20 protein-coding genes are annotated in these 23,998 nt (G+C 63.4%); 10 read left to right on the plus strand and 10 right to left on the minus strand.

Features of this window, described 5'->3' with window-relative positions:
* Positions 1 to 111 precede the first annotated feature (111 nt).
* The 3 genes from choV to HU763_RS01375 all read right to left on the minus strand — a co-directional run bounded on the left by choV (position 112) and on the right by HU763_RS01375 (position 3,163).
* Entirely contained in the window at positions 112 to 1,290 is a 1,179-nt protein-coding gene (gene choV / locus HU763_RS01365; protein ID WP_186687549.1) for a choline ABC transporter ATP-binding protein, read from the minus strand.
* Positions 1,287 to 2,135 carry a choline ABC transporter permease subunit gene (gene choW / locus HU763_RS01370; RefSeq protein WP_170034006.1) on the minus strand — a complete coding sequence of 283 codons (849 nt, stop codon included), beginning with the start codon at positions 2,133 to 2,135 and terminating at the stop codon, positions 1,287 to 1,289. The genes choV and choW overlap by 4 nt, the downstream gene beginning before the upstream one ends.
* Before the next feature lie 80 nt (positions 2,136 to 2,215).
* The gene (locus HU763_RS01375; RefSeq protein WP_170027858.1) at positions 2,216 to 3,163 is read right to left on the minus strand and encodes a choline ABC transporter substrate-binding protein; all 948 of its coding nucleotides are present in this window, start codon (positions 3,161 to 3,163) and stop codon (positions 2,216 to 2,218) included.
* A 453-nt stretch (positions 3,164 to 3,616) separates the two neighbouring features.
* On the opposite strand from HU763_RS01375, the gene HU763_RS01380 reads away from it, so the two are divergent.
* Entirely contained in the window at positions 3,617 to 4,993 is a 1,377-nt protein-coding gene (locus HU763_RS01380; RefSeq protein WP_186687547.1) for an L-serine ammonia-lyase, read from the plus strand.
* Positions 4,994 to 5,472: 479 nt separating this feature from the next.
* Positions 5,473 to 6,579: a choline metabolism transcriptional regulator GbdR gene (gbdR, locus tag HU763_RS01385; protein WP_186674957.1), complete on the plus strand. Its 1,107-nt coding sequence runs from the start codon at positions 5,473 to 5,475 to the stop codon at positions 6,577 to 6,579.
* Positions 6,580 to 6,699: 120 nt separating this feature from the next.
* Here the strand turns inward: gbdR and HU763_RS01390 are convergent, their stop codons facing one another.
* The 5 genes from HU763_RS01390 to choX form a co-directional block, all read right to left on the minus strand.
* Entirely contained in the window at positions 6,700 to 6,957 is a 258-nt protein-coding gene (locus tag HU763_RS01390) for a hypothetical protein (RefSeq protein ID WP_170027860.1), read from the minus strand.
* 397 nt (positions 6,958 to 7,354) lie between these two features.
* A complete protein-coding gene (locus HU763_RS01395) occupies positions 7,355 to 7,834 on the minus strand; it encodes a thioesterase family protein (protein WP_186687545.1) in 480 nt (159 codons plus the stop codon).
* A gap of 10 nt (positions 7,835 to 7,844) precedes the next feature.
* Positions 7,845 to 8,810 carry an L-carnitine dehydrogenase gene (locus HU763_RS01400; protein ID WP_186687542.1) on the minus strand — a complete coding sequence of 322 codons (966 nt, stop codon included), beginning with the start codon at positions 8,808 to 8,810 and terminating at the stop codon, positions 7,845 to 7,847.
* An 18-nt stretch (positions 8,811 to 8,828) separates the two neighbouring features.
* On the minus strand, positions 8,829 to 9,713 hold the full coding sequence (cdhC, locus tag HU763_RS01405) for a 3-dehydrocarnitine:acetyl-CoA trimethylamine transferase CdhC (protein ID WP_170027863.1): 885 nt from the start codon (positions 9,711 to 9,713) through the stop codon (positions 8,829 to 8,831).
* Between the two features lie 122 nt (positions 9,714 to 9,835).
* Positions 9,836 to 10,780 carry a choline ABC transporter substrate-binding protein gene (gene choX / locus HU763_RS01410; RefSeq protein ID WP_186674961.1) on the minus strand — a complete coding sequence of 315 codons (945 nt, stop codon included), beginning with the start codon at positions 10,778 to 10,780 and terminating at the stop codon, positions 9,836 to 9,838.
* Positions 10,781 to 10,925: 145 nt separating this feature from the next.
* Here choX and HU763_RS01415 point away from each other — a divergent pair, with 145 nt between their 5' ends.
* Positions 10,926 to 11,870 carry a GlxA family transcriptional regulator gene (locus HU763_RS01415; protein ID WP_186687539.1) on the plus strand — a complete coding sequence of 315 codons (945 nt, stop codon included), beginning with the start codon at positions 10,926 to 10,928 and terminating at the stop codon, positions 11,868 to 11,870.
* Positions 11,871 to 11,987: 117 nt separating this feature from the next.
* On the opposite strand, the gene HU763_RS01420 is transcribed toward HU763_RS01415, so the two are convergent.
* The gene (locus HU763_RS01420; protein WP_186687528.1) at positions 11,988 to 12,389 is read right to left on the minus strand and encodes a lysozyme inhibitor LprI family protein; all 402 of its coding nucleotides are present in this window, start codon (positions 12,387 to 12,389) and stop codon (positions 11,988 to 11,990) included.
* 296 nt (positions 12,390 to 12,685) lie between these two features.
* Here HU763_RS01420 and HU763_RS01425 point away from each other — a divergent pair, with 296 nt between their 5' ends.
* The 6 genes from HU763_RS01425 (at position 12,686) to etfB (ending at position 20,500) form a co-directional block, all read left to right on the plus strand.
* Positions 12,686 to 13,663, plus strand: coding sequence for a dipeptidase (locus tag HU763_RS01425; protein WP_016392223.1), 978 nt, complete (start codon positions 12,686 to 12,688; stop codon positions 13,661 to 13,663).
* A gap of 77 nt (positions 13,664 to 13,740) precedes the next feature.
* Positions 13,741 to 14,271: a DUF5943 domain-containing protein gene (locus tag HU763_RS01430; protein ID WP_046614486.1), complete on the plus strand. Its 531-nt coding sequence runs from the start codon at positions 13,741 to 13,743 to the stop codon at positions 14,269 to 14,271.
* 15 nt (positions 14,272 to 14,286) lie between these two features.
* A complete protein-coding gene (gene dgcA / locus HU763_RS01435) occupies positions 14,287 to 16,347 on the plus strand; it encodes a dimethylglycine demethylation protein DgcA (protein WP_170027867.1) in 2,061 nt (686 codons plus the stop codon).
* Between the two features lie 187 nt (positions 16,348 to 16,534).
* A complete protein-coding gene (gene dgcB, locus HU763_RS01440) occupies positions 16,535 to 18,487 on the plus strand; it encodes a dimethylglycine demethylation protein DgcB (protein WP_186687525.1) in 1,953 nt (650 codons plus the stop codon).
* Positions 18,487 to 19,719, plus strand: coding sequence for an electron transfer flavoprotein subunit alpha (gene etfA, locus HU763_RS01445; RefSeq protein WP_170027869.1), 1,233 nt, complete (start codon positions 18,487 to 18,489; stop codon positions 19,717 to 19,719). Before dgcB ends, etfA begins: the two co-directional genes overlap by 1 nt.
* A gap of 10 nt (positions 19,720 to 19,729) precedes the next feature.
* Positions 19,730 to 20,500 carry an electron transfer flavoprotein subunit beta gene (gene etfB / locus HU763_RS01450; RefSeq protein ID WP_186687523.1) on the plus strand — a complete coding sequence of 257 codons (771 nt, stop codon included), beginning with the start codon at positions 19,730 to 19,732 and terminating at the stop codon, positions 20,498 to 20,500.
* A 706-nt stretch (positions 20,501 to 21,206) separates the two neighbouring features.
* On the opposite strand, the gene gbcA is transcribed toward etfB, so the two are convergent.
* Complete coding sequence (gbcA, locus tag HU763_RS01455; RefSeq protein ID WP_170027871.1) at positions 21,207 to 22,499, minus strand: glycine-betaine demethylase subunit GbcA; 1,293 nt, start codon at positions 22,497 to 22,499, stop codon at positions 21,207 to 21,209.
* 293 nt (positions 22,500 to 22,792) lie between these two features.
* On the opposite strand from gbcA, the gene gbcB reads away from it, so the two are divergent.
* Positions 22,793 to 23,893 (plus strand): glycine-betaine demethylase subunit GbcB, encoded by a 1,101-nt coding sequence (gbcB, locus tag HU763_RS01460; RefSeq protein WP_170027872.1) that lies wholly within the window; start codon positions 22,793 to 22,795, stop codon positions 23,891 to 23,893.
* Positions 23,894 to 23,998: the final 105 nt, after the last annotated feature.

Consider the following 23,998-nt stretch of genomic DNA (forward strand, 5'->3'; position numbering starts at 1 on the left):
GCCCATCGCGGCTGAAGCCGCTCCTACAGGGACCGCGCAAATTTCCAGGCTTGCGCGGTCCCTGTAGGAGCGGCTTCAGCCGCGATGGGCCGCAAGGCGGCCCCAATTGCATCACCCGTGGTTCTTGCCGAGCAAGGCGTGGTAAAGCTCGGTATCCCCAAGAATCCCAACCACCTTGTCGTTGTCCTGCAACACCAGCTTGTTGCCGGTCTGATAACGAATCTGTAGCGCCTCGCGCATTCCGATATCGGCATTGACCAATGTTGGGCGGCGGCCCAGCAGCTCCACATCCTGCCCGGGTGCCCAGTTCTGCAGGTCAAGCCCGTTCTGCCCTTGGCGTGCGCGCTTGATCGAGCCACCTTCGCCAAGGTCCAGCCACGAGTCGATGCCAGGATCGATGCACACCGAGCCGTTGACCCGCTTGCACTGGTCCAGGCTGCGCATCAGGCTGCGACCGCAGAGTACGTTCAGCGGGTTGGTATGGGCAACGAAGGTGCGTACATACTCGTCGGCCGGGTTCAGCACGATCTCTTCCGGCTTGCTGTACTGGATGATCCGCCCGTCCTTCATGATCGCGATGCGGCTGCCCAGCTTCAGCGCCTCGTCCAGGTCGTGGCTGACGAACACGATGGTCTTGCTCAGCTTCGCCTGCAGGCCCAGCAACTCATCTTGCAGGCCCTGGCGAATCAGCGGGTCGAGTGCCGAGAACGGTTCGTCCATCAGCAGGATGTCGGCATCCATCGCCAGCGCCCGGGCCAGGCCCACGCGCTGCTGCATGCCGCCAGACAGTTCATCCGGCTTCTTGTTGCGCCACTGGGTCAGGCCCACCAGCTCGAGTTTCTCGTCAACCAGCTTGCGCCGTTCCTTTTCAGGGCGGCCCTGCATTTCCAGGCCAAAGCTGATGTTCTCGCGCACCGTCAGCCAGGGCATCAGGGCAAACTTCTGGAACACCATGGCAATGCGCTTGGTGCGCATCATCTTCAGCTCGGCCGGGGTGCAGTGGGCAATGTCGATGTGCTTGCCTTCGTGCTCGACGAACAGCTTGCCGCGGCTGACGGTGTTGAGGCCGTTGATGCAGCGCAGCAGGCTCGACTTGCCGGAGCCGGACAAGCCCATCAGTACGCAGATCTCGCCCTTCTGGATGTCCAGGTTGGCCTTCTCGACACCCACCACCAGGCCGGTTTCCTTGAGGATCTGCTCGCGGGTCTTGCCCTGGTCGAGCAGTGCCAGCGCCTCGCGCGGCTTGCTGGAGAAGATGACGTCGACGTCTTCGAATCGAATGATGCTCATGCTTCACCCCTTACCGGCAGGTCCGGTTGCTTGCAGATACGGTCGAGCATGATCGCCAGCAGCACGATCGCCAGGCCCGCTTCGAAGCCCAGGGAGATATCAGCGGTGTTCAGTGCGTTGACCACAGGTTTGCCCAGGCCGTCAGCGCCGACCAGGGCGGCAATCACCACCATCGACAGCGACAGCATGATGCACTGGGTTACGCCGGCGGCGATGCTTGGCATCGCGTGCGGCAGTTCGATACGGGTAAGCAGCTGGCGGCGCGAGCAGCCGAACGCCTTGCCGGCGTCCATCAGCTCCTGCGGCACGTCGCAGATGCCCAGGTAGGTGAGGCGGATCGGCGCGGCGATGGCGAACACCACGGTCGAGATCAGCCCCGGTACCACACCCAGGCCGAACAGGGTCAGGGTGGGAATCAGGTAGACGAAGGTGGGGACCGTCTGCATCAGGTCGAGTACCGGGCGCATGGCGGTGTAGAACATCGGCTTGTGCGCGGCGACGATACCCAGCGGCACGCCTATGGCCACGCACACTACTGTGGCGAAGGTGACCTGCGCCAGGGTTTCCATGGTTTCCTGCCAGTAACCCAGGTTGAGGATCAGCAGGAACGACAGGGCAACGAATGCAGTCAGCGCCCATTTGCGCTGGATCAGGTGCGCCAGGGCGGCGAACAGGGCGATTAGGACGAACGGGTTGAACCAGGTCAGGGCACTGGTGACGCCATGGATCATGAATTCCAGGCCTTGCGCGATGGCGTCGAAGTAACTCGCGCCGTTCTGGGTAAGCCATTCGACGAACGACGCGATGTACTGCCCCAGGGGTATTTTCTGATCGATAAGCATGATAGCGAGCTTCCACCTGCATAGATTGAACTCAACCCAGGGCAGACACGATCTGCCCTGGGGTAGCGCTATTGCATATTGCGTTATTGCGTCAGTTTGGCCTTGGCCGCCTCGAGGCCGGGCTTGCCGTCCACGGTAGTCACGCCGGCCAGCCAGGCTTCCAGCTTGCCAGGGTTCTCCTTGAGCCACTTCCTGGCGGCCGCCTCGGGTTTCATCTTGTCGTCCAGGACATAGCCCATCATGGTGCTTTCATCCTTGAGCTCGAACGACAGGTTCTTCAACAGCTGGCCAACGTTGCTGCATTCCTGCACATAGCCCTTGCGGGTGTTGGTCAACACGGTCGCCTTGCCGAAGTCGGGGCCGAAGAACTCGTCCCCGCCGGTCAGGTACTGCATCTTGAAGCGCGTGTTCATCGGGTGCGGTTCCCAACCGAGGAACACGATGGCCTCGCCGCGCTTCTGTGCGCGGTCGACCTGCGACAGCATGCCGGCCTCGCTGGACTGCACGATCTTGAAACCAGCGTCCTTCAGGCCGAAGGCGTTCTTGTCGATCATGCTCTGGATGGTGCGGTTGCCATCGTTGCCGGGCTCGATGCCGTAGATCTTGCTGTCCAGTTCCTTCTTGAACTTGGGAATGTCGCTGAAATCCTTCAGCCCCTTGTCATACAGGGCCTGGGGCACAGCCAGGGTGTACTTGGCGTTTTCCAGGTTGGCGCGCACGGTTTCTACAGTGCCGGCGTCGCGGTATTGCTTGATGTCGTTCTCCATGGTCGGCATCCAGTTGCCGAGAAACACATCCAGGTCCTTGCCGGTGGCCAGCGACTTGTAGGTCACCGGTACCGAGATCATGGTGGTGTGTGCCTTGTAGCCCAAGGCCTCGAGCACAACGCTGGTGGTCGCGGTGGTGACCGTGATATCGGTCCAGCCGACGTCCGAGAAGCGTACCGTCTGACACTGCTCGGGCTCGGCGGCCTGGGCCAGCAAGGGTGCGGACAGCAACGCAGCCAGCAACAGCGATGGTGAACCTTTCATGGATGGACTCCTGTGGATTTGTCTTCGGGTTCGCGTGGGTCGCCGGGCTTTCTCAGGGTCCGGTCGACCAGGCCTGCAGAGGGCAGGATGCGTGGCCGTGCTTTACGAGTCGCTTTCGATAATCCTCCAGCGCCGGGCAATCGCCTACTGGTAGGGTCGTAACCAGTACGGAACGGGTCGTATCCAGTACAGGCGATGTCGCTTATGGATTTTTCCATCCCCCTAGGCGCATTTTTGCGTCACCAGGGCGCCCTGAAACGGCATGGAAAGGTTGGCTCCCCATGCAAAAACAGCGCGGCGCTGCTGGACAAAAGTACGTCGGTTGCAGACGGCGAGGGGGACGACAAAAGCCCGATGATGCGTGCATTCAAGGCGGCCCGCTGCTTCAGCCTAGCAGCTGCCGCGCCCTGCGCATGGCGCGCAGAGACAAGCCCATCAAGAGGTGATTCGACAATGGCCATCAGCGTGTTCGACCTGTTCAAGATCGGTGTCGGGCCTTCCAGCTCCCACACCGTCGGCCCCATGCGTGCCGGCGCCCTGTTCGTCCAGGGCCTGCGCGACCGCGGCGAGCTGGAGCGTGTGAAGCGGATCGAAGTGCGCCTGTATGGCTCGCTGTCGGCCACCGGGGTCGGCCACGGCACCGACAACGCCACCATCATGGGCCTGATGGGCGAATGGCCTGACGCCATTGACCCGACCCAGATCGCGCCGCGTATCGCCGACCTGCGGGAAACCCGCACGCTGCTGCTGGACAGCCGCCTGCCCATCGAATTCGTCTGGGCCCGCGACATGCTGCTGCTGGACGAGAACCTGCCGTACCACCCCAATGCCATGACCCTGATTGCCGAAGGCGAGCAGGGCGAGCTGCACCGCGACACCTACTACTCGGTGGGTGGTGGCTTCGTGGTCGATGCCGCCCAGGCCGCCAGCGGCGTGCTGGACGCCGACCAGACGGAGCTGCCGTACGACTTCAACAGTGCCGCTGAACTGCTGCGTCTGTGCAAGCAAAACGACCTCAGCGTGTCGCAATTGATGATGGCCAACGAGAAGGTCTGGCGTAGCGAGGAAGAGATTCGCGCTGGCCTGCACAAGCTGTGGGAGGCCATGCAGGAATGCGTAAACAATGGCCTGAAGTACGAAGGCACGTTGCCTGGCGGCCTTAATGTGCGCCGCCGCGCCGCCAAGCTGCATCGCAACCTGCAGGAGATCGGCAAGCCCAACGTGATTGGCTCGACCATGAGCGCCATGGAATGGGTCAACCTGTTCGCCCTGGCGGTCAACGAAGAGAACGCCGCCGGCGGGCGCATGGTCACGGCACCGACCAACGGCGCTGCCGGCATCATTCCGGCGGTGCTGCACTACTACATGCGCTTCAGTGACGCGGTGAACGAGTCCAGCGTGGTCGACTTCTTCCTCGCTGCCGCTGCGGTGGGCATCCTGTGCAAGAAGAACGCGTCGATTTCCGGTGCCGAAGTTGGTTGCCAGGGTGAAGTCGGCTCGGCCTGTGCCATGGCAGCTGCCGGGCTGGCCGAAGTGCTGGGTGCGACCCCGCCCCAGGTGGAAAACGCCGCTGAAATCGCCCTGGAGCACAACCTGGGCCTGACCTGTGACCCGGTTGGCGGGTTGGTTCAGGTGCCGTGCATCGAGCGCAACGCAATTGCTGCGGTAAAAGCCATCAATGCGGTGCAGATGGCTTTGCGTGGTGATGGCGAGCACTTCATTTCCCTCGACCAAGTGATCCGCACCATGCGTGATACCGGGGCCGACATGCACGACAAATATAAAGAGACCTCGCGCGGTGGCCTGGCGGTCAGCGCCATTGAATGCTGAGTTGTCGAGCCCTCTCAAGGGCCTCATCGCGGCTGAATCCGCTCCTGCAGGGTCATGCATTCCTGGTAGGAGCGGATTCATCCGCGATGAGGCCCTTGAACGTTTCAAGTGCGCCGCGCCCTGTTTCAGTGCGTGGTCTACGCTGTCCGATCGTCGGGTGTCGCTATCAGTACGAGCATTGTCGGTGACACTCAATAGTGTCGTTTCTGGGCAACCAACCCTGCGCGTGTCACCAAATTGCTCAGCAGTTACACGCAAGGCGCTAGCACGGCGGTTTGCAAAGACTTGCCAACTTGATCGAAGCACCTGATTTGCCGAATAAAGGCGTCGTTTTCAGGTTTTTTTGGATGGCCGTTCAATTTCAGGCACGGCCTTTGCGTTGAGATTGGCACAAGCCCCTTGCACATGAGGCGGGGGTAATAACAAGAAATGAATGCCCGCCTGAGGCATACCCTGCATTTGTGTGAGGAGAAATCGCGATGACGTCCTACACCTCCGGGAATCCAACCCAGAACCGCACAGCACCCCAGTCCATCGGGTTTCTTCTATTGGACAATTTCACCCTGATTTCGCTGGCCTCGGCGGTCGAGCCGCTGCGCATGGCCAACCAGTTGTCCGGTCGCGAGCTGTACCGCTGGCACACCCTGACCGTCGACGGCGGCCAGGTGTGGGCCAGCGACGGCCTGCAGATCACCCCGGACGCGGCCATGCACAGCGCCCCACCGATGGACACCGTCATCGTCTGTGGCGGCGTCGGCATCCAGCGCACCGTTACCCGTGAGCATGTCACCTGGCTGCAGGCCCAGGCCCGCCAGTCGCGCCGCCTGGGTGCGGTGTGCACCGGCAGCTGGGCGCTGGCCTGCGCCGGCCTGCTCGACGGTTTCGATTGCAGCGTGCATTGGGAATGTCTGGCGGCCATGCAGGAAGCCTACCCGCGGGTGAACATGAGTACCCGCCTGTTCACCCTGGACCGTAACCGCTTCACCAGCTCTGGCGGCACTGCGCCGCTGGACATGATGCTGCACCTGATCAGTCGCGACCATGGGCGCGAGCTGTCGGCGGCGATCTCGGAGATGTTCGTCTACGAGCGTATTCGCAACGAGCAGGACCACCAGCGCGTGCCGCTCAAGCACATGCTCGGCACCAACCAGCCGAAGCTGCAGGAGATCGTCGCGTTGATGGAGGCCAACCTCGAAGAGCCGATCGACCTCGACGAACTGGCGGTGTATGTGTCGGTGTCGCGTCGCCAGCTCGAGCGGCTGTTCCAGAAGTACCTGCACTGTTCGCCGTCGCGCTATTACCTGAAGCTGCGCCTGATCCGCGCCCGTCAGCTGCTGAAGCAGACGCCGATGTCGATCATCGAGGTGGCCTCGGTATGCGGCTTCGTGTCGACCCCGCACTTCTCCAAGTGCTACCGCGAGTATTTCGGCATTCCGCCGCGTGACGAGCGTGTGGGTTCCAACACCGCGCAGCAGGTGGCCATGATGCCGATCCCGCAGGCCATGACCCTGTCGCCGCACAGCGGGCCGATGGCGGCCCTGAGCCAGGCGCGCAACGAGTCGACCTTTGCCAGTGTGAGGCTCTGAAACGGCACTGGCCCCTTCGCGGATAAACCCGCTCCCACAGATACTGCACTGCTTTCAAGTTCAGTGCAGTACCTGTGGGAGCGGGTTTATCCGCGAAGAGGCCAGTGCAGGAAAGTTCGGTCAGGCGCGCTGGTTGAACTGCGCCAATGCCGGCAACAGCTGTTTGTCGATGGCCTGGCGCACCGCCGGCAGGATCGTCGCGCTACCGGTATACATCTGCTCCACCATGCCCTTCAGCGCTCGTGCATTAGGCTCGGTCAGCCCGCGCACCACCGCCTCGCAGGCCTGCTCGGCGCTGGCACCGGCCGGAATGTCGAACCCGCGCGCGCGCAGGTGGCCTGCCAGGTCGTCCTGGTCAATCAAATCCGCATGCATCATGGCTGTTGTCCCTTTTATCGCTAAGAGAGTGCTGCTGTGATTTACGACCGATTCTGTGACGCTGGCGACATACCCGCAACCACAGAATGGCGCCATGGCTGCTTTGGCTAAGAACAGGTCGTTTCCGGCTAAATCGAGCTGCCATGAACTGCGCAAACTCAAGCCATCTACCGCAACGGAGGGTTTGGTCACCCTCGTTCGTGCAACGTGGATGCTGCTCGCTCTTGGCCCCGGTTGCTCACGGCTTCCCGGGGCTATTTTTTTGCCTTGAATGTGTTGCGCACCCGTGTAGGAGCGGCCTTGTGTCGCGATGGGCTGCAAAGCAGCCCCGGCAGTTTCTGCATCGATGCTGGAATTCTGGGGCCGCTGCGCGCCCCATCGCGACACAAGGCCGCTCCTACAGCGGCTTGGGGTTCAAGCCCATCACCCGGCCCAGGTACTCGGCTGCTGGCAGATCCTGTTGCTGGTCCACCAACCCCTGCAGCAACCCCACACTGCGCTCACTGAACGGCGCCGACTTCGGCCCGGCCAGGTCCACATGCAGCAGCATCTGCTCGCTGGCCGCCAACGCCTCGTCGACGCCTGCCCGGTGCAGGCTGTGGTAGACGTGCAAGCGCTTGCGATCGAAGCCGATGATCTGGGTCTGCACCCACACCTCGCTGCCCAGCTTCACTTCGTGCAGGTAGTTGATGTGCGCTTCCAGGGTGAACAGCGAATTGCCGCTTTGCCCCCGGCTGTCGGCATCCAGGCCGATGCGCTCCATCAGTGCATCGGTGGCATAGCTGAAGATCAGCAGGTAGAAGGCATCGCGCAGATGCCCGTTGTAGTCGACCCAGTCCTCCTGGACCGGGGTGCGGTAGGTGATCAGTGCGGGCATTACAGGGTCCTCAATCGCCGAAAGCCATGCCGTGCTTGGCCTTGCTGGTTTTCACGGCGTCCAGCACGGCCAGCAGGGTGTCATCACGATAGCGCTCCAGCGCGGCGATGCTACGTTCGCCCAGCTGTTCCGACGTGCCTTCGACCACGTCGTCGATCAGTTTGTCGGTCAGCTCCGGTGCTGGCAGGTAGGTCCACGGCAGCTTCAGCGCCGGACCGAACTGGGCCATGAAGTGGCGCATGCCGGCGTCGCCTCCGGCCAGGGTGTAGGTCAGGAACGTGCCCATGAACGACCAGCGCAGCCCGGCGCCGAAGCGGATCGCATCGTCGATTTCGCCGGTGCTGGCCACGCCGTCGTTGACCAGGTGCAGGGCTTCGCGCCACAGCGCTTCCAGCAGGCGATCGGCGATGAAACCGGGGACTTCCTTGCGCACATGCAGCGGGCGCATGCCCAGCGCGGTGTAGATGGCCTTGGCCGCTTCGATGGCCTCGGGCGCGGTGCGTTTGCCGCCGACGATCTCTACCAGTGGCAGCAGGTACACCGGGTTGAACGGGTGGCCGACCACGCAGCGCTCGGGGTGGGTGGCCGATTCGTAGAACTCGCTGGGCAACAGGCCCGAGGTGCTGCTGCCGATAATGGCGTCGGGTTTGGCCGCGGCGCTGATTTTCGCGTGCAGGTCGAGCTTCAGGTCCAGCCGCTCCGGCGCGCTTTCCTGGATGAAGTCGGCATCACGCACGCATTCCTCGATGGTGGCGACGAACTTCAGCCTGTCCGGGGAAGCACCCGGCGCCAGGCCTTGCTTGTGCAAGGCCGGCCAGGCATTGGCAACACGCTTGCGCAGCGCCTGTTCGGCGCCGGGCGCCGGGTCCCAGGCGACCACGTCCAGGCCGTGGGCCAGGGCGCGGGCGACCCAGCCGCTGCCGATCACGCCGCTACCCAGGGCAGCGAAGGTGTTGATCTGGGTGATGAAGGTCATGGTGTTCTCCTGAATGGATCAGCGGCGTTTGAGGTTCATCTTTTCCCGGCCTTCGGCCGGGGTAAGCACACGGGCACCAAGGCGCGAAATGATTTCCACCGCGCGCTCGACCAGCTGGCCGTTGCTGGCCAGCACGCCACGGTCCAGGTACAGGTTGTCTTCCAGGCCCACCCGCACATTGCCACCCAGCAGCACCGCCTGGGCGGCCATCGGCATCTGCATGCGGCCGATGCCGAAGCCGGCCCAGGTGACATTGGCCGGCAGGTTGTCGACCATCGCCTTCATGGTGGTGGTATCGGCCGGCGCACCCCAAGGAATGCCCAGGCACAACTGGAACAGCGGGTCGTCGAGCAGGCCTTCCTTGATCATCTGCTTGGCGAACCACAGGTGGCCGGTGTCGAAGATTTCCAGCTCGGCCTTGACCCCCAGTTCGGTGATGCGCCGGGCGCCGGCCCGCAGTTGCGCCGGGGTGGAAACGTAGATCGAATTGCCGTCGCCAAAGTTGAGGGTGCCGCAATCCAGCGTGCAGATCTCCGGCAGCAGCGCTTCGACGTGCGCCAGGCGTTCGAGCGGGCCGATCAGGTCGGTACCCGGGCCGAATTCCAGCGGCGTTTCGCCTGGGCCGATTTCCAGGTCGCCGCCCATGCCGGCGGTGAGGTTGACGATGATGTCCACGTCAGCTTCGCGGATGCGTTCCATGACTTCGCGGTACAGCGCCACGTCGCGGCTGAAGCGGCCGGTTTGCGGGTCGCGAACGTGGCAATGGACCACGGTGGCGCCGGCTTTGGCGGCTTCCACGGCGGCTTCGGCGATCTGCTTGGGGGTGACCGGGACCAGGTGGCTTTTCGAGGCGGTGTCGCCGGCGCCGGTGAGGGCGCAGGTGATGATGACGTCGTGGTTCATGGTGGGTTCCTTGTGATAGCTGTGTTGGGCTTTTCGCGGGCGCGCCCGCTCCCACAGGATCTACGTGACCCTGAGTGTGTCGCTGTACCTGTGGGAGCGGGCATGCCCGCGAAGAGGCCGGATCAGTTGGCGGTGAGCTTGAGGTTGTCCGCCGCCGGCTGGCCGTCGAAGGTGGTCACCCCCTCAAGCCAGCGGGCCTTGTCCTGTGGGTGATCCTTGAGCCATTGGCGAGCCGATTCCAACGGGTCCTTGTGGTCGAGCAGCGGCTGCATCATGCGGCTCTCGTCTTCGGCGCTGAAGTTCAGGTTGGCCAGCAGGCGGTGGGCGTTGGGGCAGCGTTCGGCGTAGTCCGGCGCGGTCACGGTCCAGACCGTCGCGCGGCCTTCGTCAGGGCCCAGGGCGTCCTGGCTGTCGCCCAGGTAGACCATGTCGATATTCACGTTCATCGGGTGCGGCGCCCAGCCGAAGAACACCACGGCCTCCTTGCGCCGTACCGCGCGGTCGACGGCGGCGAGCATGCCGGCCTCGCTGGACTCGACCAGCTGGAACTTGCCCAGGCCGAACTGGTTCTTGGCGATCATCGCCTTGATCTGGGTGTTGGCGCCGGAGCCTGGCTCGATGCCGTAGATTTTCCCGCCCAGCTCCTTTTCGAACTTGTGGATATCGGCGAAAGTCTTCAGGCCCTTGTCGGCCAGGTACTTCGGCACCGCCAGGGTGGCGCGGGCATCTTCCAGGCTGGGCTTGTCGAGCACCTTGACCTGCTTGGCGTCGACGAACGGGGTGATGGTTTGGGTCATGATCGGGTTCCAGTACCCGAGGAACATGTCCAGGCGTTTGTCGCGGATGCCGGCGAAGATGATCTGCTGCGACGCACTGGTCTGCTTGGTCTGGTAGCCCAGGCCGTCGAGCAGCACCTGGGCCATGGCACTGGTGGCGATGACGTCGGTCCAGTTGACCACGCCCAGGCGGACGTTCTTGCAGGCCGCGGGTTCGGCGGCATAAAGCGGGGAAGCGACGATAGTGCTCAGGGCTACGGACAACAGGCTGCGGCGGATCAAGCGTTGCATGGTGGCTCTCCATCGGCAGGGCGTTTTTTATGGGGGCCGGCCTCTCTGGGCCGTGTGAACACGCTACGCTGCTGCCAGGGTGGAAAATCGCACCCTGGCGACCAACAATTGCACGGAGGCGACCACCTTTGCCGTGGAGCATGCAATGCCGCAAATCATCCATTTCCTGCTGTTGCCCGGTTTCTCGGCGATGGGCTTCATCAGTGCCTTGGAGCCACTGCGGGTGGCAAACCGTTTCCAAGGCCCGTCGTACAGCTGGCAGGTGCTGAGCCTGGATGGCGGCGCGGTGCAGGCCAGCAATGGCATGTCGGTGAATGCCGATGCGGCGCTGACGGCGGCCGGGCCTGGCGGCGTCCTGTTGATCGTGGCCGGTTTCGACCCCCTGGCCTGCTACGGGCCGGCCTTGCAACACGCGCTGCGCCGCCTCGACCGCGACGGGGTGATACTGGGCGGCATCGACACCGGTGCGGTGGTGCTGGCCGAGGCCGGCCTGCTGGATGGCCACCGCGCCACCGTGCATTGGGAGGCGCTCGAAGCGTTCAAGGAGAACTACCCGAACCTGCAGGCGACCCAGGAACTGTTCGAGATCGACCGGCGGCGTATCACTTGCGCCGGCGGTACCGCGTCGATCGACCTGATGCTCGACCTGATTGCGCAAGCGCACGGCAGTGAACTGGCGGTGCAGGTCTCGGAGCAGTTCGTGCTGGGGCGTATCCGCCAGCGCCAGGACCACCAGCGTATGCAGATCGCCAGCCGCTACGGCATCAGCAACAAGAAGCTGGTAAAGGTGATTGGCGAAATGGAGCGCAACACCGAGCAGCCGCTGAACACCCAGGTGCTGGCCGATGCGGTGCAGGTGACCCGGCGGCAACTGGAGCGGCTGTTTCGCCTGCATCTGGGCGACACGCCCAGCGGTTTCTATTTGCGACTGCGGCTGGACAAGGCCCGCCAGCTGTTGCGCCAGACCGACATGAGCGTCCTGGAGGTAGGGGTGGCGTGCGGGTTCGAATCGGCTTCGTACTTTACCCGCTGCTATCGGGCGCGGTACCAGCGCTGCCCGCGGGAGGACCGTCTGGCCCGGGCGGTTTGATTTGCGCCTGTACCTGCCTCTTCGCGGGCACGCCCGCTCCCACAGGAACCCCGCCGCCCGTGAGCGTTGCGCAGTACCTGTGGGAGCGGGCGTGCCCGCGAAGAGGCCGGTACAGGCTTACTGCTGGCCGATGGACTGCAGGTACTCCGAGCGGTCATCGCTGCGCTGCGCCACACAGGTATCCCAGGCCGCCTGGAATGCCTTGCTGCCAGGCTTCTCGGCAAAGGTCTCGACCTTGCAGTCGGCGTCACGCAACTGCGTCCACAGCTTTTCGGCAGCGTCCATGCGGGTGACCAGTGCGTTCGCCTGGTCGCCTTCGTCGGCATATTGGTCATGGATGCGTTGGATCAGGTCGTCGTACGCCGCTTTCAGCTCGCGCTCGGCAGTCTGCTTGTTGAATGCAGCGCAGGCGTAGGTCTGCTGGTCGGTCTCGACGTTGTCGCAGGGGGTAGTTTCTTCCTCGCCGGCCTGGGCGCCCGACACGACAGCCAGCAATACCAGCCATGCCATTGATTTCATCCGTATTCTCCTCAACAGGCTGACGAATCGCTGGGATTCTCGCTCAGACGACGGCGCTGCGGTAGCTGCCTGAACAAATGTTCATAAAGCGCAGGAAAACGTCGTTATCGAGACTGTCTCTCATCCCCAAACGGCGTAGCCAAGGCGCTGGAACTGGCGCGTTGTCGCGCATTGACGCTTTCGGCAAACCCCCTGTCGTTTTTGCATCGGGGCGCCGTTGGGCACAGGCATATGCTGGCCCCAAAGCGCCGGCACAAGGTTTGGCGCCAACCTATTCAATAAAAGGGGACAGCCTGATGAGCCCAGCCGAACTTCACGCCGACAGCATCGTCATCGACGGCCTGATCATTGCCAAATGGAACCGCGAGCTGTTCGAAGACATGCGCAAAGGCGGGCTGACTGCGGCCAACTGCACGGTTTCGGTCTGGGAAGGCTTCAAGGCAACCGTCGACAACATCGCTGCCAGCCAGAAGCTGATTCGCGACAACAGCGACCTGGTCATGCCGGTGCGCACCACCGCCGACATCCGCAAGGCCAAGGAGCTGGGCAAGACCGGCATCCTCTTCGGCTTCCAGAACGCCCACGCGTTCGAAGACCAGATCGCCTACGTCGACGTGTTCAAGCAGCTGGGCGTGGGCATCGTGCAGATGTGCTACAACACCCAGAACCTGGTGGGCACCGGTTGCTACGAGCGCGACGGTGGCCTGTCGGGCTTCGGCCGCGAGATCGTCGCCGAAATGAACCGCGTCGGCATCATGTGCGACCTGTCCCACGTTGGCTCCAAGACTTCCGAAGAAGTCATCCTCGAATCGAAAAAGCCGGTGTGCTACTCGCACTGCCTGCCGTCGGGTCTGAAAGAACACCCGCGCAACAAATCCGATGCAGAGCTGAAGTTCATCGCCGACCACGGTGGTTTCGTTGGCGTGACCATGTTCGCGCCGTTCCTGGCCAAGGGCATCGACTCGACCATCGACGACTACGCCGAAGCCATCGAGTACACCATGAACATCGTCGGTGAAGACGCTATCGGTATCGGTACCGACTTCACCCAGGGCCACGGCCAGGACTTCTTCGAGTACCTGACCCACGACAAGGGTTATGCCCGTCGCCTGACCAACTTCGGCAAGATCATCAACCCGCTGGGTATCCGTACCGTGGGCGAATTCCCCAACCTCACCGAAACCCTGCTCAAGCGCGGCCACTCCGAGCGCGTGGTGCGCAAGATCATGGGCGAGAACTGGGTCAACGTCCTCAAGGACGTGTGGGGCGAATAAGCCGCTCTCCAAGCCTGTAAGCCCTTGCCAGCAACGCCGGGGCATCCCAAACAAAATTTTTATGGAGTTGAGTTTCCATGGCCAAGATCGCCCCGCAATTGCCAATCGAAGTCGACAGCGAGACCGGTGTCTGGACCAGCGACGCCTTGCCGATGCTGTATGTGCCGCGCCATTTCTTCGTCAACAACCACATGGGTATCGAAGAAGTCCTCGGTGCCGACAAGTACGCCGAGATCCTCTACAAGGCCGGCTACAAGTCCGCCTGGCACTGGTGTGAAAAAGAAGCCGAATGCCATGGCCTGGAAGGCGTGGCGGTGTTCGAGCACTACATGAAGCGCCTGAGCCAGCGCGGCTGGGGCCTGTTCGAGATCCAGGACATCGACCTGGACAAGGGTACCTGCAGCGTCAAGCTCAAGCACTCGGCGTTCGTGTACGTCTATGGCAAGTGTGGCCGCAAGGTCGACTACATGTTCACCGGCTGGTTCGCCGGCGCCATGGACCAGATTCTCGCTGCCCGCGGCAGCTCGATCCGCACCGTGGCCGAACAGGTCTACGGCGGTTCGGAAGAAGGCCACGAAGATGGCCTGTTCGTCGTCAAGCCGTTGTAAGCCGGAGATAGCGTCATGGCATTCGAAGCAATGTTCCAGCCGATTCAGATCGGCAAACTGACCATCCGTAACCGCGTGCTCAGCACTGCGCACGCCGAGGTCTACGCCACTGACGGCGGCATGACGACCGACCGCTACGTGAAGTACTACGAAGAAAAGGCCAAGGGCGGTATCGGCCTGGCGATCTGCGGCGGCTCGTCCGTCGTCGCCATCGACAGCCCGCAGGAATGGTGGTCGTCGGTCAACCTGTCGACCGACCGCATCATCCCGCACTTCCAGAACCTGGCCGACGCCATGCACAAGCATGGCGCCAAGATCATGATCCAGATTACCCACATGGGCCGTCGCTCGCGCTGGGACGGCTTCAACTGGCCGACCCTGATGTCGCCGTCGGGTATCCGTGAACCCGTGCACCGTGCCACCTGCAAGACCATCGAGGTGGAAGAGATCTGGCGCGTGATCGGCAACTATGCGCAAGCGGCACGCCGCGCCAAAGAGGGCGGCCTGGACGGCGTCGAGCTGTCGGCCGTACACCAGCACATGATCGACCAGTTCTGGAGCCCACGGGTCAACAAGCGTACCGACGAATGGGGCGGCACTTTCGAAGGCCGCATGAAGTTCGGCCTGGAAGTGCTCAAGGCCGTACGCGCCGAGGTCGGTGACGACTTCTGCGTGGGCATGCGCATTTGCGGTGACGAGTTCCATCCGGACGGCCTCAGCCATGAGGACATGAAGCAGATCGCCGCGTACTACGACGCCACTGGCATGATCGACTTCATTGGCGTGGTCGGCTCGGGTTGCGACACCCACAACACCCTGGCCAACGTCATCCCCAACATGAGCTACCCGCCGGAGCCGTTCCTGCACCTGGCGGCCGGCATCAAGGAAGTGGTCAAGGTCCCGGTACTGCACGCGCAGAACATCAAGGACCCGAACCAGGCCACGCGTATCCTCGAAGGCGGCTACGTGGACATGGTCGGCATGACCCGTGCGCACATCGCCGACCCGCACCTGATCGCCAAGATCAAGATGGGCCAGATCGACCAGATCAAGCAGTGCGTTGGTGCCAACTACTGCATCGACCGCCAGTACCAGGGCCTGGACGTGCTGTGCATCCAGAACGCCGCGACCTCCCGTGAATACATGGGCGTGCCACACATCATCGAGAAGACCACCGGCGCCAAGCGCAAGGTGGTGGTAGTGGGCGCCGGCCCTGCCGGCATGGAAGCGGCCCGCGTGGCTGCCGAGCGTGGCCACGATGTGACCCTGTTCGAGAAGAAGGACCAGATCGGCGGGCAGATCACCATCGCCGCCAAGGCGCCGCAACGCGACCAGATTGCCGGTATCACCCGCTGGTACCAGCTGGAGCTGGCGCGCCTGAAGGTCGACCTGCGCCTGGGCACCGCTGCCGACGTGGCGACCATCCAGGACCTGCGCCCGGACATCATCGTGCTGGCGGTGGGTGGGCATTCGTTCCTTGAGCAGAACGAGCACTGGGGCGCCGCCGAAGGGTTGGTGGTCAGCAGCTGGGACGTGCTCGATGGCAAGGTGGCACCGGGCAAGAACGTGCTGGTGTACGACACCATCTGTGAATTCACCGGTATGTCGGTGGCGGACTTCATCGCCGACAAGGGCAGCCAGGTGGAAATCGTCACCGACGACATCAAGCCGGGCGTGGCCATGGGCGGTACCAGCTTCCCGACCTACTACCGCAGCATCTACCCGAAAGAAGTGATCATGACCGGCGACATGATGCTGGAAAAGGTCTACCGCGAGGGTGACAAGCTGGTGGCGGTGCTGGAGAACGAATACACCGGCGCCAAGGAAGAGCGCGTGGTCGACCAGGTAGTGGTGGAGAACGGCGTGCGTCCTGACGAGCAGCTGTACTACGCGCTGAAGGAAGGTTCGCGCAACAAGGGCCAGATCGACGTGGAGGCGCTGTTCGCCATCAAGCCACAGCCGATCCTCAGCCAGCCGGGCGAAGGCTACCTGCTGTACCGCATCGGCGACTGCGTGGCCCAGCGCAACGTGCATGCGGCGATCTACGACGCCTTGCGCCTGTGCAAGGACTTCTGATCGCTCCGGCATGAACACCGCCCCCGAGGGCGGGATTGGCCCCCTGTGGGAGCGGGTTTACCCGCGAATGCGTCAGCACTGACAACCTCGTTGCCTGATCGGACGCATTCGCGGGTGAACCCGCTCCCACAGGGTCCGCGCCGCCCTTGAGAGTGGCGCAAGTATCCAGCTGTTGTGGGAGCCTCCCATGTTGAACACCCTTCTACCCATCCTGCTGTTCGCTGCCCTTGGCCTGGCAGTGCTCGGCGCCCTGCGCCGGGTGCGCATGTGGCGGCGCGGCCGGCCATCCAAGGTCAACCTGATCGGCGGCCTGCTGGCCATGCCGCGCCGTTACCTGGTGGACCTGCACCACGTGGTCGAGCGCGACAAGTACATGTCCAAGACCCACGTGGCCACCGCAGGCGGCTTCGTGCTGTCTGCCGCATTGGCAATCCTGGTGCACGGTTTCGGCCTGCAGAGCAAGATCCTCGGCTACGCACTGCTGGTGGCCACGGTGATCATGTTCAGCGGCGCCATCTTCGTCTTCAAGCGCCGCCTCAACCCGCCAGCACGGCTGTCCAAGGGGCCGTGGATGCGCCTGCCGAAGAGCCTGCTGGCGTTCGCCGCGAGCTTCTTCATCGCCACCCTGCCGGTCGCCGGCATCCTGCCTGCCAATACCGGCGGCTGGGTGATGGTCGCCATTCTCGGCCTGGGCGTGCTGTGGGGCGTGTCCGAGCTGTTCTTCGGCATGACCTGGGGCGGGCCGATGAAGCACGCCTTCGCCGGTGCCCTGCACCTGGCCTGGCACCGCCGTGCCGAGCGCTTCGGCGGCGGCCGCTCCACCGGCCTCAAGCCGCTGGACCTGGAAGACCCGAACGCGCCGCTGGGCGTGGAAAAACCGGTGGACTTCACCTGGAACCAGCTGCTGGGCTTCGATGCCTGCGTACAGTGCGGCAAATGTGAAGCCATGTGCCCGGCGTTTGCCGCCGGCCAGCCGCTGAACCCGAAAAAACTCATCCAGGACATGGTCATCGGCCTGGCCGGTGGTACCGACGCCCAGTTCGCCGGCAGCCCGTACCCTGGCAAGCCGATCGGCGAGCATGGCGGTCACCCGCACCAGCCGATCGTCAATGGCCTGGTCGATGCCGAAACGCTGTGGTCGTGCACCACCTGCCGTGCCTGCGTCGAGGAATGCCCGATGATGATCGAGCACGTCGATGCCATCGTCGACATGCGTCGCCACCTGACCCTGGAAAAAGGCGCGACCCCGAACAAGGGCGCCGAGGTACTGGACAACCTGATCGCCACCGACAACCCGGGCGGTTTCGCCCCCGGTGGGCGCATGAACTGGGCCGCCGACCTCAACCTGCAACTGCTGTCGGAGGTGAAAACCACCGAAGTGCTGTTCTGGGTCGGTGATGGTGCCTTCGACATGCGCAACCAGCGGACCCTGCGTTCGTTCGTCAAGGTGCTCAAGGCCTCCGGCGTGGACTTTGCCGTGCTCGGCCTGGAAGAGCGCGACAGTGGCGACGTGGCGCGCCGCCTGGGCGACGAAGCGACCTTCCAGCAGCTGGCCAAGCGCAATATCCAGACCCTGGCCAAGTACAAGTTCCAGCGCATCGTCACCTGCGACCCGCACAGCTTCCATGTGCTGAAGAACGAGTACGGTGCCCTGGGCGGTGAGTACCAGGTGCAGCACCACAGCACCTACATCGCCGAACTGATCGCGGCCAACAAGCTCAACCTCGGCCAGCACAAAGGTGGCAGCGTCACCTACCACGACCCGTGCTACCTGGGCCGCTACAACGGCGAGTACGAAGCCCCGCGGGCAGTGCTCAAGGCGCTGGGTATCGAGGTGCGCGAAATGGAACGCTCCGGCTTCCGCTCGCGCTGCTGTGGCGGTGGCGGCGGTGCGCCGATTACCGACATCCCTGGCAAGCAGCGGATCCCCGACATGCGCATGGACGATATCCGCCAGACCGAGGCCGAGCTGGTGGCCGTGGGTTGCCCGCAGTGCACCGCGATGCTCGAAGGCGTGGTCGAACCGCGCCCACAGATCAAGGACCTGGCCGAGCTGGTCGCCGACGTGCTGATCGAAGAGGACGCGCCTGCTGCCGCCAAGGCGCAAACGGCCAAACGTGAACCTGCGGAGGTGCACTGATGAGCGACATTATCCGCCGCGACCCGCGCGCCGAGTGGATCGCCCGTAACCGTCTGCACCCGCTGCACGCAGCGATGCAGACGCAGCAAACCCGCTGGATGGGGCCGAACGGCCTGATCCGCAAGAACCCTCATGCGATTGCCGCAGGCTTCATCGGCCCGGCCGGCCTCAAGCGCATCGACCGCAGCGGCGCCCAGCAGGGCACCGGTGTGGGCGGGCGGCGCACGGCGGCGGCCGAGGTGCAGCTGCCGCTGCACCAGGTAACGGCGCCGGCGTTCTACATTGCCGTAGTGCCGGACATGGTCGGTGGCCGCCTGAGCAGCCACGACCGCGACCTGCTCGGCCTGGCCCACAGCCTGGCCGGCAGCGACGGTGCGGTATTGGCGGTGGTATTCGGTGAGCACAAGGAAAGCAACTTTTCCACAGCTGGCGTCGACCGCCTGCTGGTCATCGAAGGCGAGGCCTTCGAAGGTTATGCACCGGAGCAACTGGTGCAGGGCCTGCGCGCTGTGGATAACCAGTTCACCCCGCGCCACTGGCTGCTGCCCGACAGCCGCACCGGTGGCGGCGAACTTGGCCGACGCCTGGGCGCGGCGCTGGGCGAGCGCCCGGCGACGCGGGTATGGCAGGTCAAGGATGGCCAGTGCATTGGCCGTGCCGGTGCCGGCCAGCAAGACCTGCAACGCGCCGTGCCGCGCCTGATCCTGGCGGCGGCCGAATGCGCCGAGCCGGTCAGCGAAACCCGCCATGAAGCGCTGCCGGTAGAGTTGTCCACAAGTGTTCCGCGCAGCCTGTCGCGTATCGAGGACCTCGGCTCGGTGGCCGTCGACCCGGCCACCATTGCCATGGCCGAGGCCGAGTTCATCGTCTCCGGTGGCAACGGCGTCAAGGACTGGGACCTGTACCACCAGGCTACCGCAGCGCTGGGCGCCACCGAAGGTGCCTCGCGGGTGGCGGTGGACGACGGCTTCATGCCGCGCAACCGCCAGGTGGGCGCTACCGGTACCTGGGTTACCGCACGGGTCTACGTGGCTGTGGGTATCTCGGGTGCGATCCAGCACCTGCAGGGCATTGGCGCCTGCGACAAGGTGGTGGCCATCAACATGGACCCAGGCTGCGACATGATCAAACGGGCCGACCTGTCGGTGATTGGCGACAGCTCGGCAATTCTCAAGGCACTGATCGAGGCTGTGGATAACTACCGCAGCGGCGGCCAGCGCGACGCGGCATAAGGGCACGAGCATGAGTACGAAAGTGATCAGCCTGGTTTCCATCGGTGCCCACCCCAGCTCTGGCCGCGCGCGCCGCGCCGAGCAGGATGCCCGCGCGGTGGAACTGGGCTTGCAGCTGGCTGGGGATAACTTGCAGGTGGTGCATGCCGGCGACCCTCGCGAAGAGGCGCTGCGCGCCTACCTGGGCATGGGCCTCGACCACCTGGATGTGCTGGAGCAGCCTGCCGGTGCCGATGTGCTGAGCGTGCTGGGCGACTACCTGCGTGACGCCGGGGCACAGTTGGTGCTGACCGGCAGCCAGGCAGAGACCGGCGAAGGGTCGGGCATGCTGCCGTTCCTGTTGGCGGAGAAACTCGGCTGGCCATTGATCGTGGGCCTGGCCGAAGTGGAATCGATCGACAACGGCACCGCCCAGGTATTGCAGGCCCTGCCACGTGGCCAGCGGCGCCGGCTGAAGGTGCGCCTGCCGCTGCTGGCGACTGTGGATAACGCCGCGCCGAAGCCGCGCCAGAGTGCCTTCGGGCCGGCGCGCCGTGGTGTCCTGGCGGCGCGCAACGTGGCCATCGTCGAAGACCAGCTGCTGGTCGAGGCCGAGCTGCAGCCGGCACGCCCACGGCCCAAGCGGCTGAAGGTGATCAAGGCCAAGAGCGGCGCCGACCGCATGAAGGCGGCGACTGCCAAGGCCAGTGGTGGCGGTGGCAAGGTGTTGAAAGACGTTACTCCGCAGGAAGGCGCCGAAGCCATCCTCAAGCTGCTGGTGGAAGAAGGCGTGCTGCGATAAAGCCTCCCGCGGTCCCATGTAGGAGCGGCCTTGCGTCGCGATGGGCTGCGCAGCAGCCCCCAGATCTTGAGCCAGACTCAGGATTGTCGGGGCTGCTGCGCAGCCCATCGCGACGCAAGGCCGCTCCTACATTTGGGGCAAGGCATCGGCCGCGTACTTTGCCCACCAAATCTGTTCGCCAACATGTGGATAAAGTGTTGGCGCATGGCCGCAGGCCTCGTATCACGCTGCCTCCAATGATTTGATCAAAAAACAGTCAGGCTCTGTCGGGGCGCTTGCTTGCCTAGCGCATCAGCCTCTTCCGGTTTTTGCCCACAATCGCTGTTAGCCCCTCTGTGGATAATATGTTCGGCATCGGCTGCGAGCCGCGTATTCAAAGGCGTTGACGGATTTGTTCGAAAAATGATCAAAGCCCTGTTTTTAACCTTCCGAACTTGATAATCAGGGTCTTGCAGCGCTTATCCACAGTTCGCTTGCGAACGCTCGTGCGGTTGCTCACAAACTCTGTTGGTGGCTCTGTGGATAAGGTGTATGAACACCGCTGCACCCGAGCGCGCATGCGGGTTTGACCGAGTTGGTCAAATACTGATCAGTGATTCGCTGGGGCAAGTGTTGCAGGGGGGAAGGGTTACACAGCGGGTTTCAGGCGGGGAGTGTAGAAAGGGGAGTCCCCGCCACCAAACAACGTCCAGTGGCGGGGTTGGGCTTACTGTGCCTGTACTTCCTTCAGGTAAGGTGCTGGCTCCGCCCCCAGGTTGTTCAGCAAGCGCTGGCTGTACCAGTCAATGAAGTTGACCACGCCAAACTCGTAGGTCTTCGAGTAAGGGCCCGGCTGGTATGCGGTGGAGTTGATCCCGCGCTGGTTTTCTTCGGCCAGGCGGCGGTCCTGGTCGTTGGTGGCGTCCCACACCTTGCGCATGCGCTCCGGATCGTAATCCACGCCTTCCACGGCGTCCTTGTGTACCAGCCATTTGGTGGTGACCATGGTTTCCTGGGCGCTGATCGGCCACACGGTGAACACGATCATGTGGTCGCCCATGCAGTGGTTCCACGAGTGCGGCAGGTGCAGGATGCGCATCGAGCCCAGGTCCGGGTTCTTGATGCGGCCCATCAGCTTCTGGCAGGCCTGCTTGCCGTCCATGGTCATCGACACGGTGCCCTTGAGCAGCGGCATGCGCACGATGCGGTTACGCAGGCCATGGCTCTTGTGCAGGTACGGGATCTTCTCGGCTTCCCAGGCGGCGGCCGAGGCAGCCACGTGGTCCTTGAATTCCTGGCTGGCGCGCGGGTCGTTGGTGTCGTCCCATTCCAGCAGGGTTTGCAGCAGTTCCGGGTGCGAACCGTTGCAGTGGTAGCACTCGCGGTTGTTTTCCAGCACCAGCTTCCAGTTGGCCTTTTCCATCAAGGTGGTTTGCACCGCCACCTTGGTGTTCTCCATGTCGTACGGCTCCATGTAGTGGTCCAGGGTGGCCAGGAACTCGTCGATGGCAGGCGGGTTTTCCGCCAGGCTGATGAAGATGTAGCCGCCAGCGACCTTCACGTTCACCGGCTTCAGGCCGTACTGGTTCATGTCGAAGTCGGCACCCATTTCGGTGCCGGCGAACAGCAGGCGGCCGTCCAGCTCGTAGGTCCACTGGTGGTACGGGCAGACCAGCTTGGCCACCTTGCCCTTGTCGCTGACGCACAGGCGCGAGCCGCGATGGCGGCAGACGTTGTGGAAGGCATGCACCTTGCCTTCGGCGCCACGCACCACGATGATCGGGTTCTTGCCGATCTGCAGGGTGATGTAGTTGCCCTTGGCCGGGATCTCGCAGGTCATGCCGGCGATCAGCCACTCCTTGTGGAAGATCTCCTGCATGTCGATCTGGAACAGACGCTCGTCGTTGTAGAAAGGCTGGGGCAGCGAGAAGGTGCGCTCGCGGGTCTGCAGCATTTCGGCTGTCGCCTTGCGTGCAGGTTCCAGTGGATCGCCCAGGCTCAGGGTTGCGGTGACGTCCATCGTGTATTCCTCGGGGCCGTGTGCGGCCGGCAAAAGGTGGCTAATCGTTGTTGTGGTGCCGCAAGGCTGCTTATCAAGAAACAGCGGTTGTTTTGCCGTGGAGTGTGCGTCCGAAGACGTCGTGAACCGTATCCATGGGCGACATGGCCGAATTGAATTACGACTCCGCAGCCCTTGTGGTGCGGGGCTGGTCGCGATAAGCACGCCGATGTCGCTGGCAGGAATGTACGTCGCCTTCAGCTTGCGCATTATCCAAGCCATAAAAGGCCAATAGTCGGCTGCTGGAGATGAACATGTCCGATACCTTCCTCAATCCGGTCACCACCCAGACCTGGGCCAACGGCCGCCACATCGTGCGCTGCGTCAAGGTCATCCAGGAGACCTGGGACGTGCGCACCTTCTGCTTCATGGCCGACCAGCCGATCATGTTCTTCTTCAAGCCCGGGCAGTTCGTCACCCTGGAGCTGGAGATCGAAGGCAAGCCGGTGATGCGCTCCTACACCATCTCCAGCTCGCCCTCGGTGCCCTACAGCTTCTCGATCACGGTCAAGCGCGTACCGGGCGGCCTGGTGTCCAACTTCCTCCACGACACCATGCACGAAGGCGCCGAACTGCCGGTGCACGGCCCGGTGGGGCTGTTCAACGCCATCGATTTCCCGGCGCAGAAGGTGCTGTACCTTTCCGGCGGTGTCGGTATCACCCCGGTGATGTCGATGGCCCGCTGGTTCTACGACACCAACGGCAATGTCGACATGGTGTTCGTGCACAGTGCCCGTTCGCCGAAGGACATCATCTACCATCGCGAGCTGGAACAGATGGCCTCGCGCATCCCCAACTTCAGCCTGCACATCATTTGCGAAAAGCATGGCCTGGGTGAGCCGTGGGCGGGTTACCGCGGCTACCTAAACCAGCGCCTGATGGAGCTGATTGCGCCGGACTACATGGAGCGCGTGGTGTTCTGCTGTGGCCCGACGCCGTACATGAGCGCGGTCAAGCGCATGCTCGAAGCGGTGGGCTTCGACATGAAGAACTACCACGAGGAGTCGTTCGGTGCCACGCCGCCGGAAGCCAAGGCGGACGCGGTGGAGCATGCCGAACAGGCTGCCGATGCGCCGGAACTGGATGCCGCCGACCTCAACCTGGTGGAGTTCATCGGCAGCGACAAGAGTATCCGCATCGCTCCGGGCGAGACCGTGCATGCAGCGGCCGCCAAGGTTGGCCTGATGATCCCGAAAGCCTGCGGCATGGGCATCTGCGGCACCTGCAAGGTGCTCAAGCTGGGCGGCGAGGTGGAGATGGAGCACAACGGCGGCATCACCGAAGAGGACGAAGCCGAGGGCTACATCCTGTCGTGCTGCAGTGTGCCGAAAGGGGATGTGCGGATCGATTACTGATCCGCGATTGCAGGGGCTGCTTTGCAGCCCATCGCGACATAAGGCCGCTCCTGCAGGAGACCGCGATCACCTGTGTAGGAGCGGCCTTGCGTCGCGAAAGGGCCG

Source organism: Pseudomonas anuradhapurensis, from assembly GCF_014269225.2.
In the GTDB taxonomy this organism is placed as follows: domain Bacteria; phylum Pseudomonadota; class Gammaproteobacteria; order Pseudomonadales; family Pseudomonadaceae; genus Aquipseudomonas; species Aquipseudomonas anuradhapurensis.

Bases quoted from the DNA above. Each gene is read 5' to 3' on its own strand.
- choV (WP_186687549.1), bottom strand. From the start codon at position 1,290: ATGAGCATCATTCGATTCGAAGACGTCGACGTCATCTTCTCCAGCAAG.
- HU763_RS01375 (WP_170027858.1), bottom strand. From the start codon at position 3,163: ATGAAAGGTTCACCATCGCTGTTGCTGGCTGCGTTGCTGTCCGCACCC.
- HU763_RS01380 (WP_186687547.1), top strand. From the start codon at position 3,617: ATGGCCATCAGCGTGTTCGACCTGTTCAAGATCGGTGTCGGGCCTTCC.
- gbdR (WP_186674957.1), top strand. From the start codon at position 5,473: ATGACGTCCTACACCTCCGGGAATCCAACCCAGAACCGCACAGCACCC.
- HU763_RS01390 (WP_170027860.1), bottom strand. From the start codon at position 6,957: ATGATGCATGCGGATTTGATTGACCAGGACGACCTGGCAGGCCACCTG.
- HU763_RS01395 (WP_186687545.1), bottom strand. From the start codon at position 7,834: ATGCCCGCACTGATCACCTACCGCACCCCGGTCCAGGAGGACTGGGTC.
- HU763_RS01400 (WP_186687542.1), bottom strand. From the start codon at position 8,810: ATGACCTTCATCACCCAGATCAACACCTTCGCTGCCCTGGGTAGCGGC.
- cdhC (WP_170027863.1), bottom strand. From the start codon at position 9,713: ATGAACCACGACGTCATCATCACCTGCGCCCTCACCGGCGCCGGCGAC.
- choX (WP_186674961.1), bottom strand. From the start codon at position 10,780: ATGCAACGCTTGATCCGCCGCAGCCTGTTGTCCGTAGCCCTGAGCACT.
- HU763_RS01415 (WP_186687539.1), top strand. From the start codon at position 10,926: ATGCCGCAAATCATCCATTTCCTGCTGTTGCCCGGTTTCTCGGCGATG.
- HU763_RS01420 (WP_186687528.1), bottom strand. From the start codon at position 12,389: ATGAAATCAATGGCATGGCTGGTATTGCTGGCTGTCGTGTCGGGCGCC.
- HU763_RS01425 (WP_016392223.1), top strand. From the start codon at position 12,686: ATGAGCCCAGCCGAACTTCACGCCGACAGCATCGTCATCGACGGCCTG.
- HU763_RS01430 (WP_046614486.1), top strand. From the start codon at position 13,741: ATGGCCAAGATCGCCCCGCAATTGCCAATCGAAGTCGACAGCGAGACC.
- dgcA (WP_170027867.1), top strand. From the start codon at position 14,287: ATGGCATTCGAAGCAATGTTCCAGCCGATTCAGATCGGCAAACTGACC.
- dgcB (WP_186687525.1), top strand. From the start codon at position 16,535: ATGTTGAACACCCTTCTACCCATCCTGCTGTTCGCTGCCCTTGGCCTG.
- etfA (WP_170027869.1), top strand. From the start codon at position 18,487: ATGAGCGACATTATCCGCCGCGACCCGCGCGCCGAGTGGATCGCCCGT.
- etfB (WP_186687523.1), top strand. From the start codon at position 19,730: ATGAGTACGAAAGTGATCAGCCTGGTTTCCATCGGTGCCCACCCCAGC.
- gbcA (WP_170027871.1), bottom strand. From the start codon at position 22,499: ATGGACGTCACCGCAACCCTGAGCCTGGGCGATCCACTGGAACCTGCA.
- gbcB (WP_170027872.1), top strand. From the start codon at position 22,793: ATGTCCGATACCTTCCTCAATCCGGTCACCACCCAGACCTGGGCCAAC.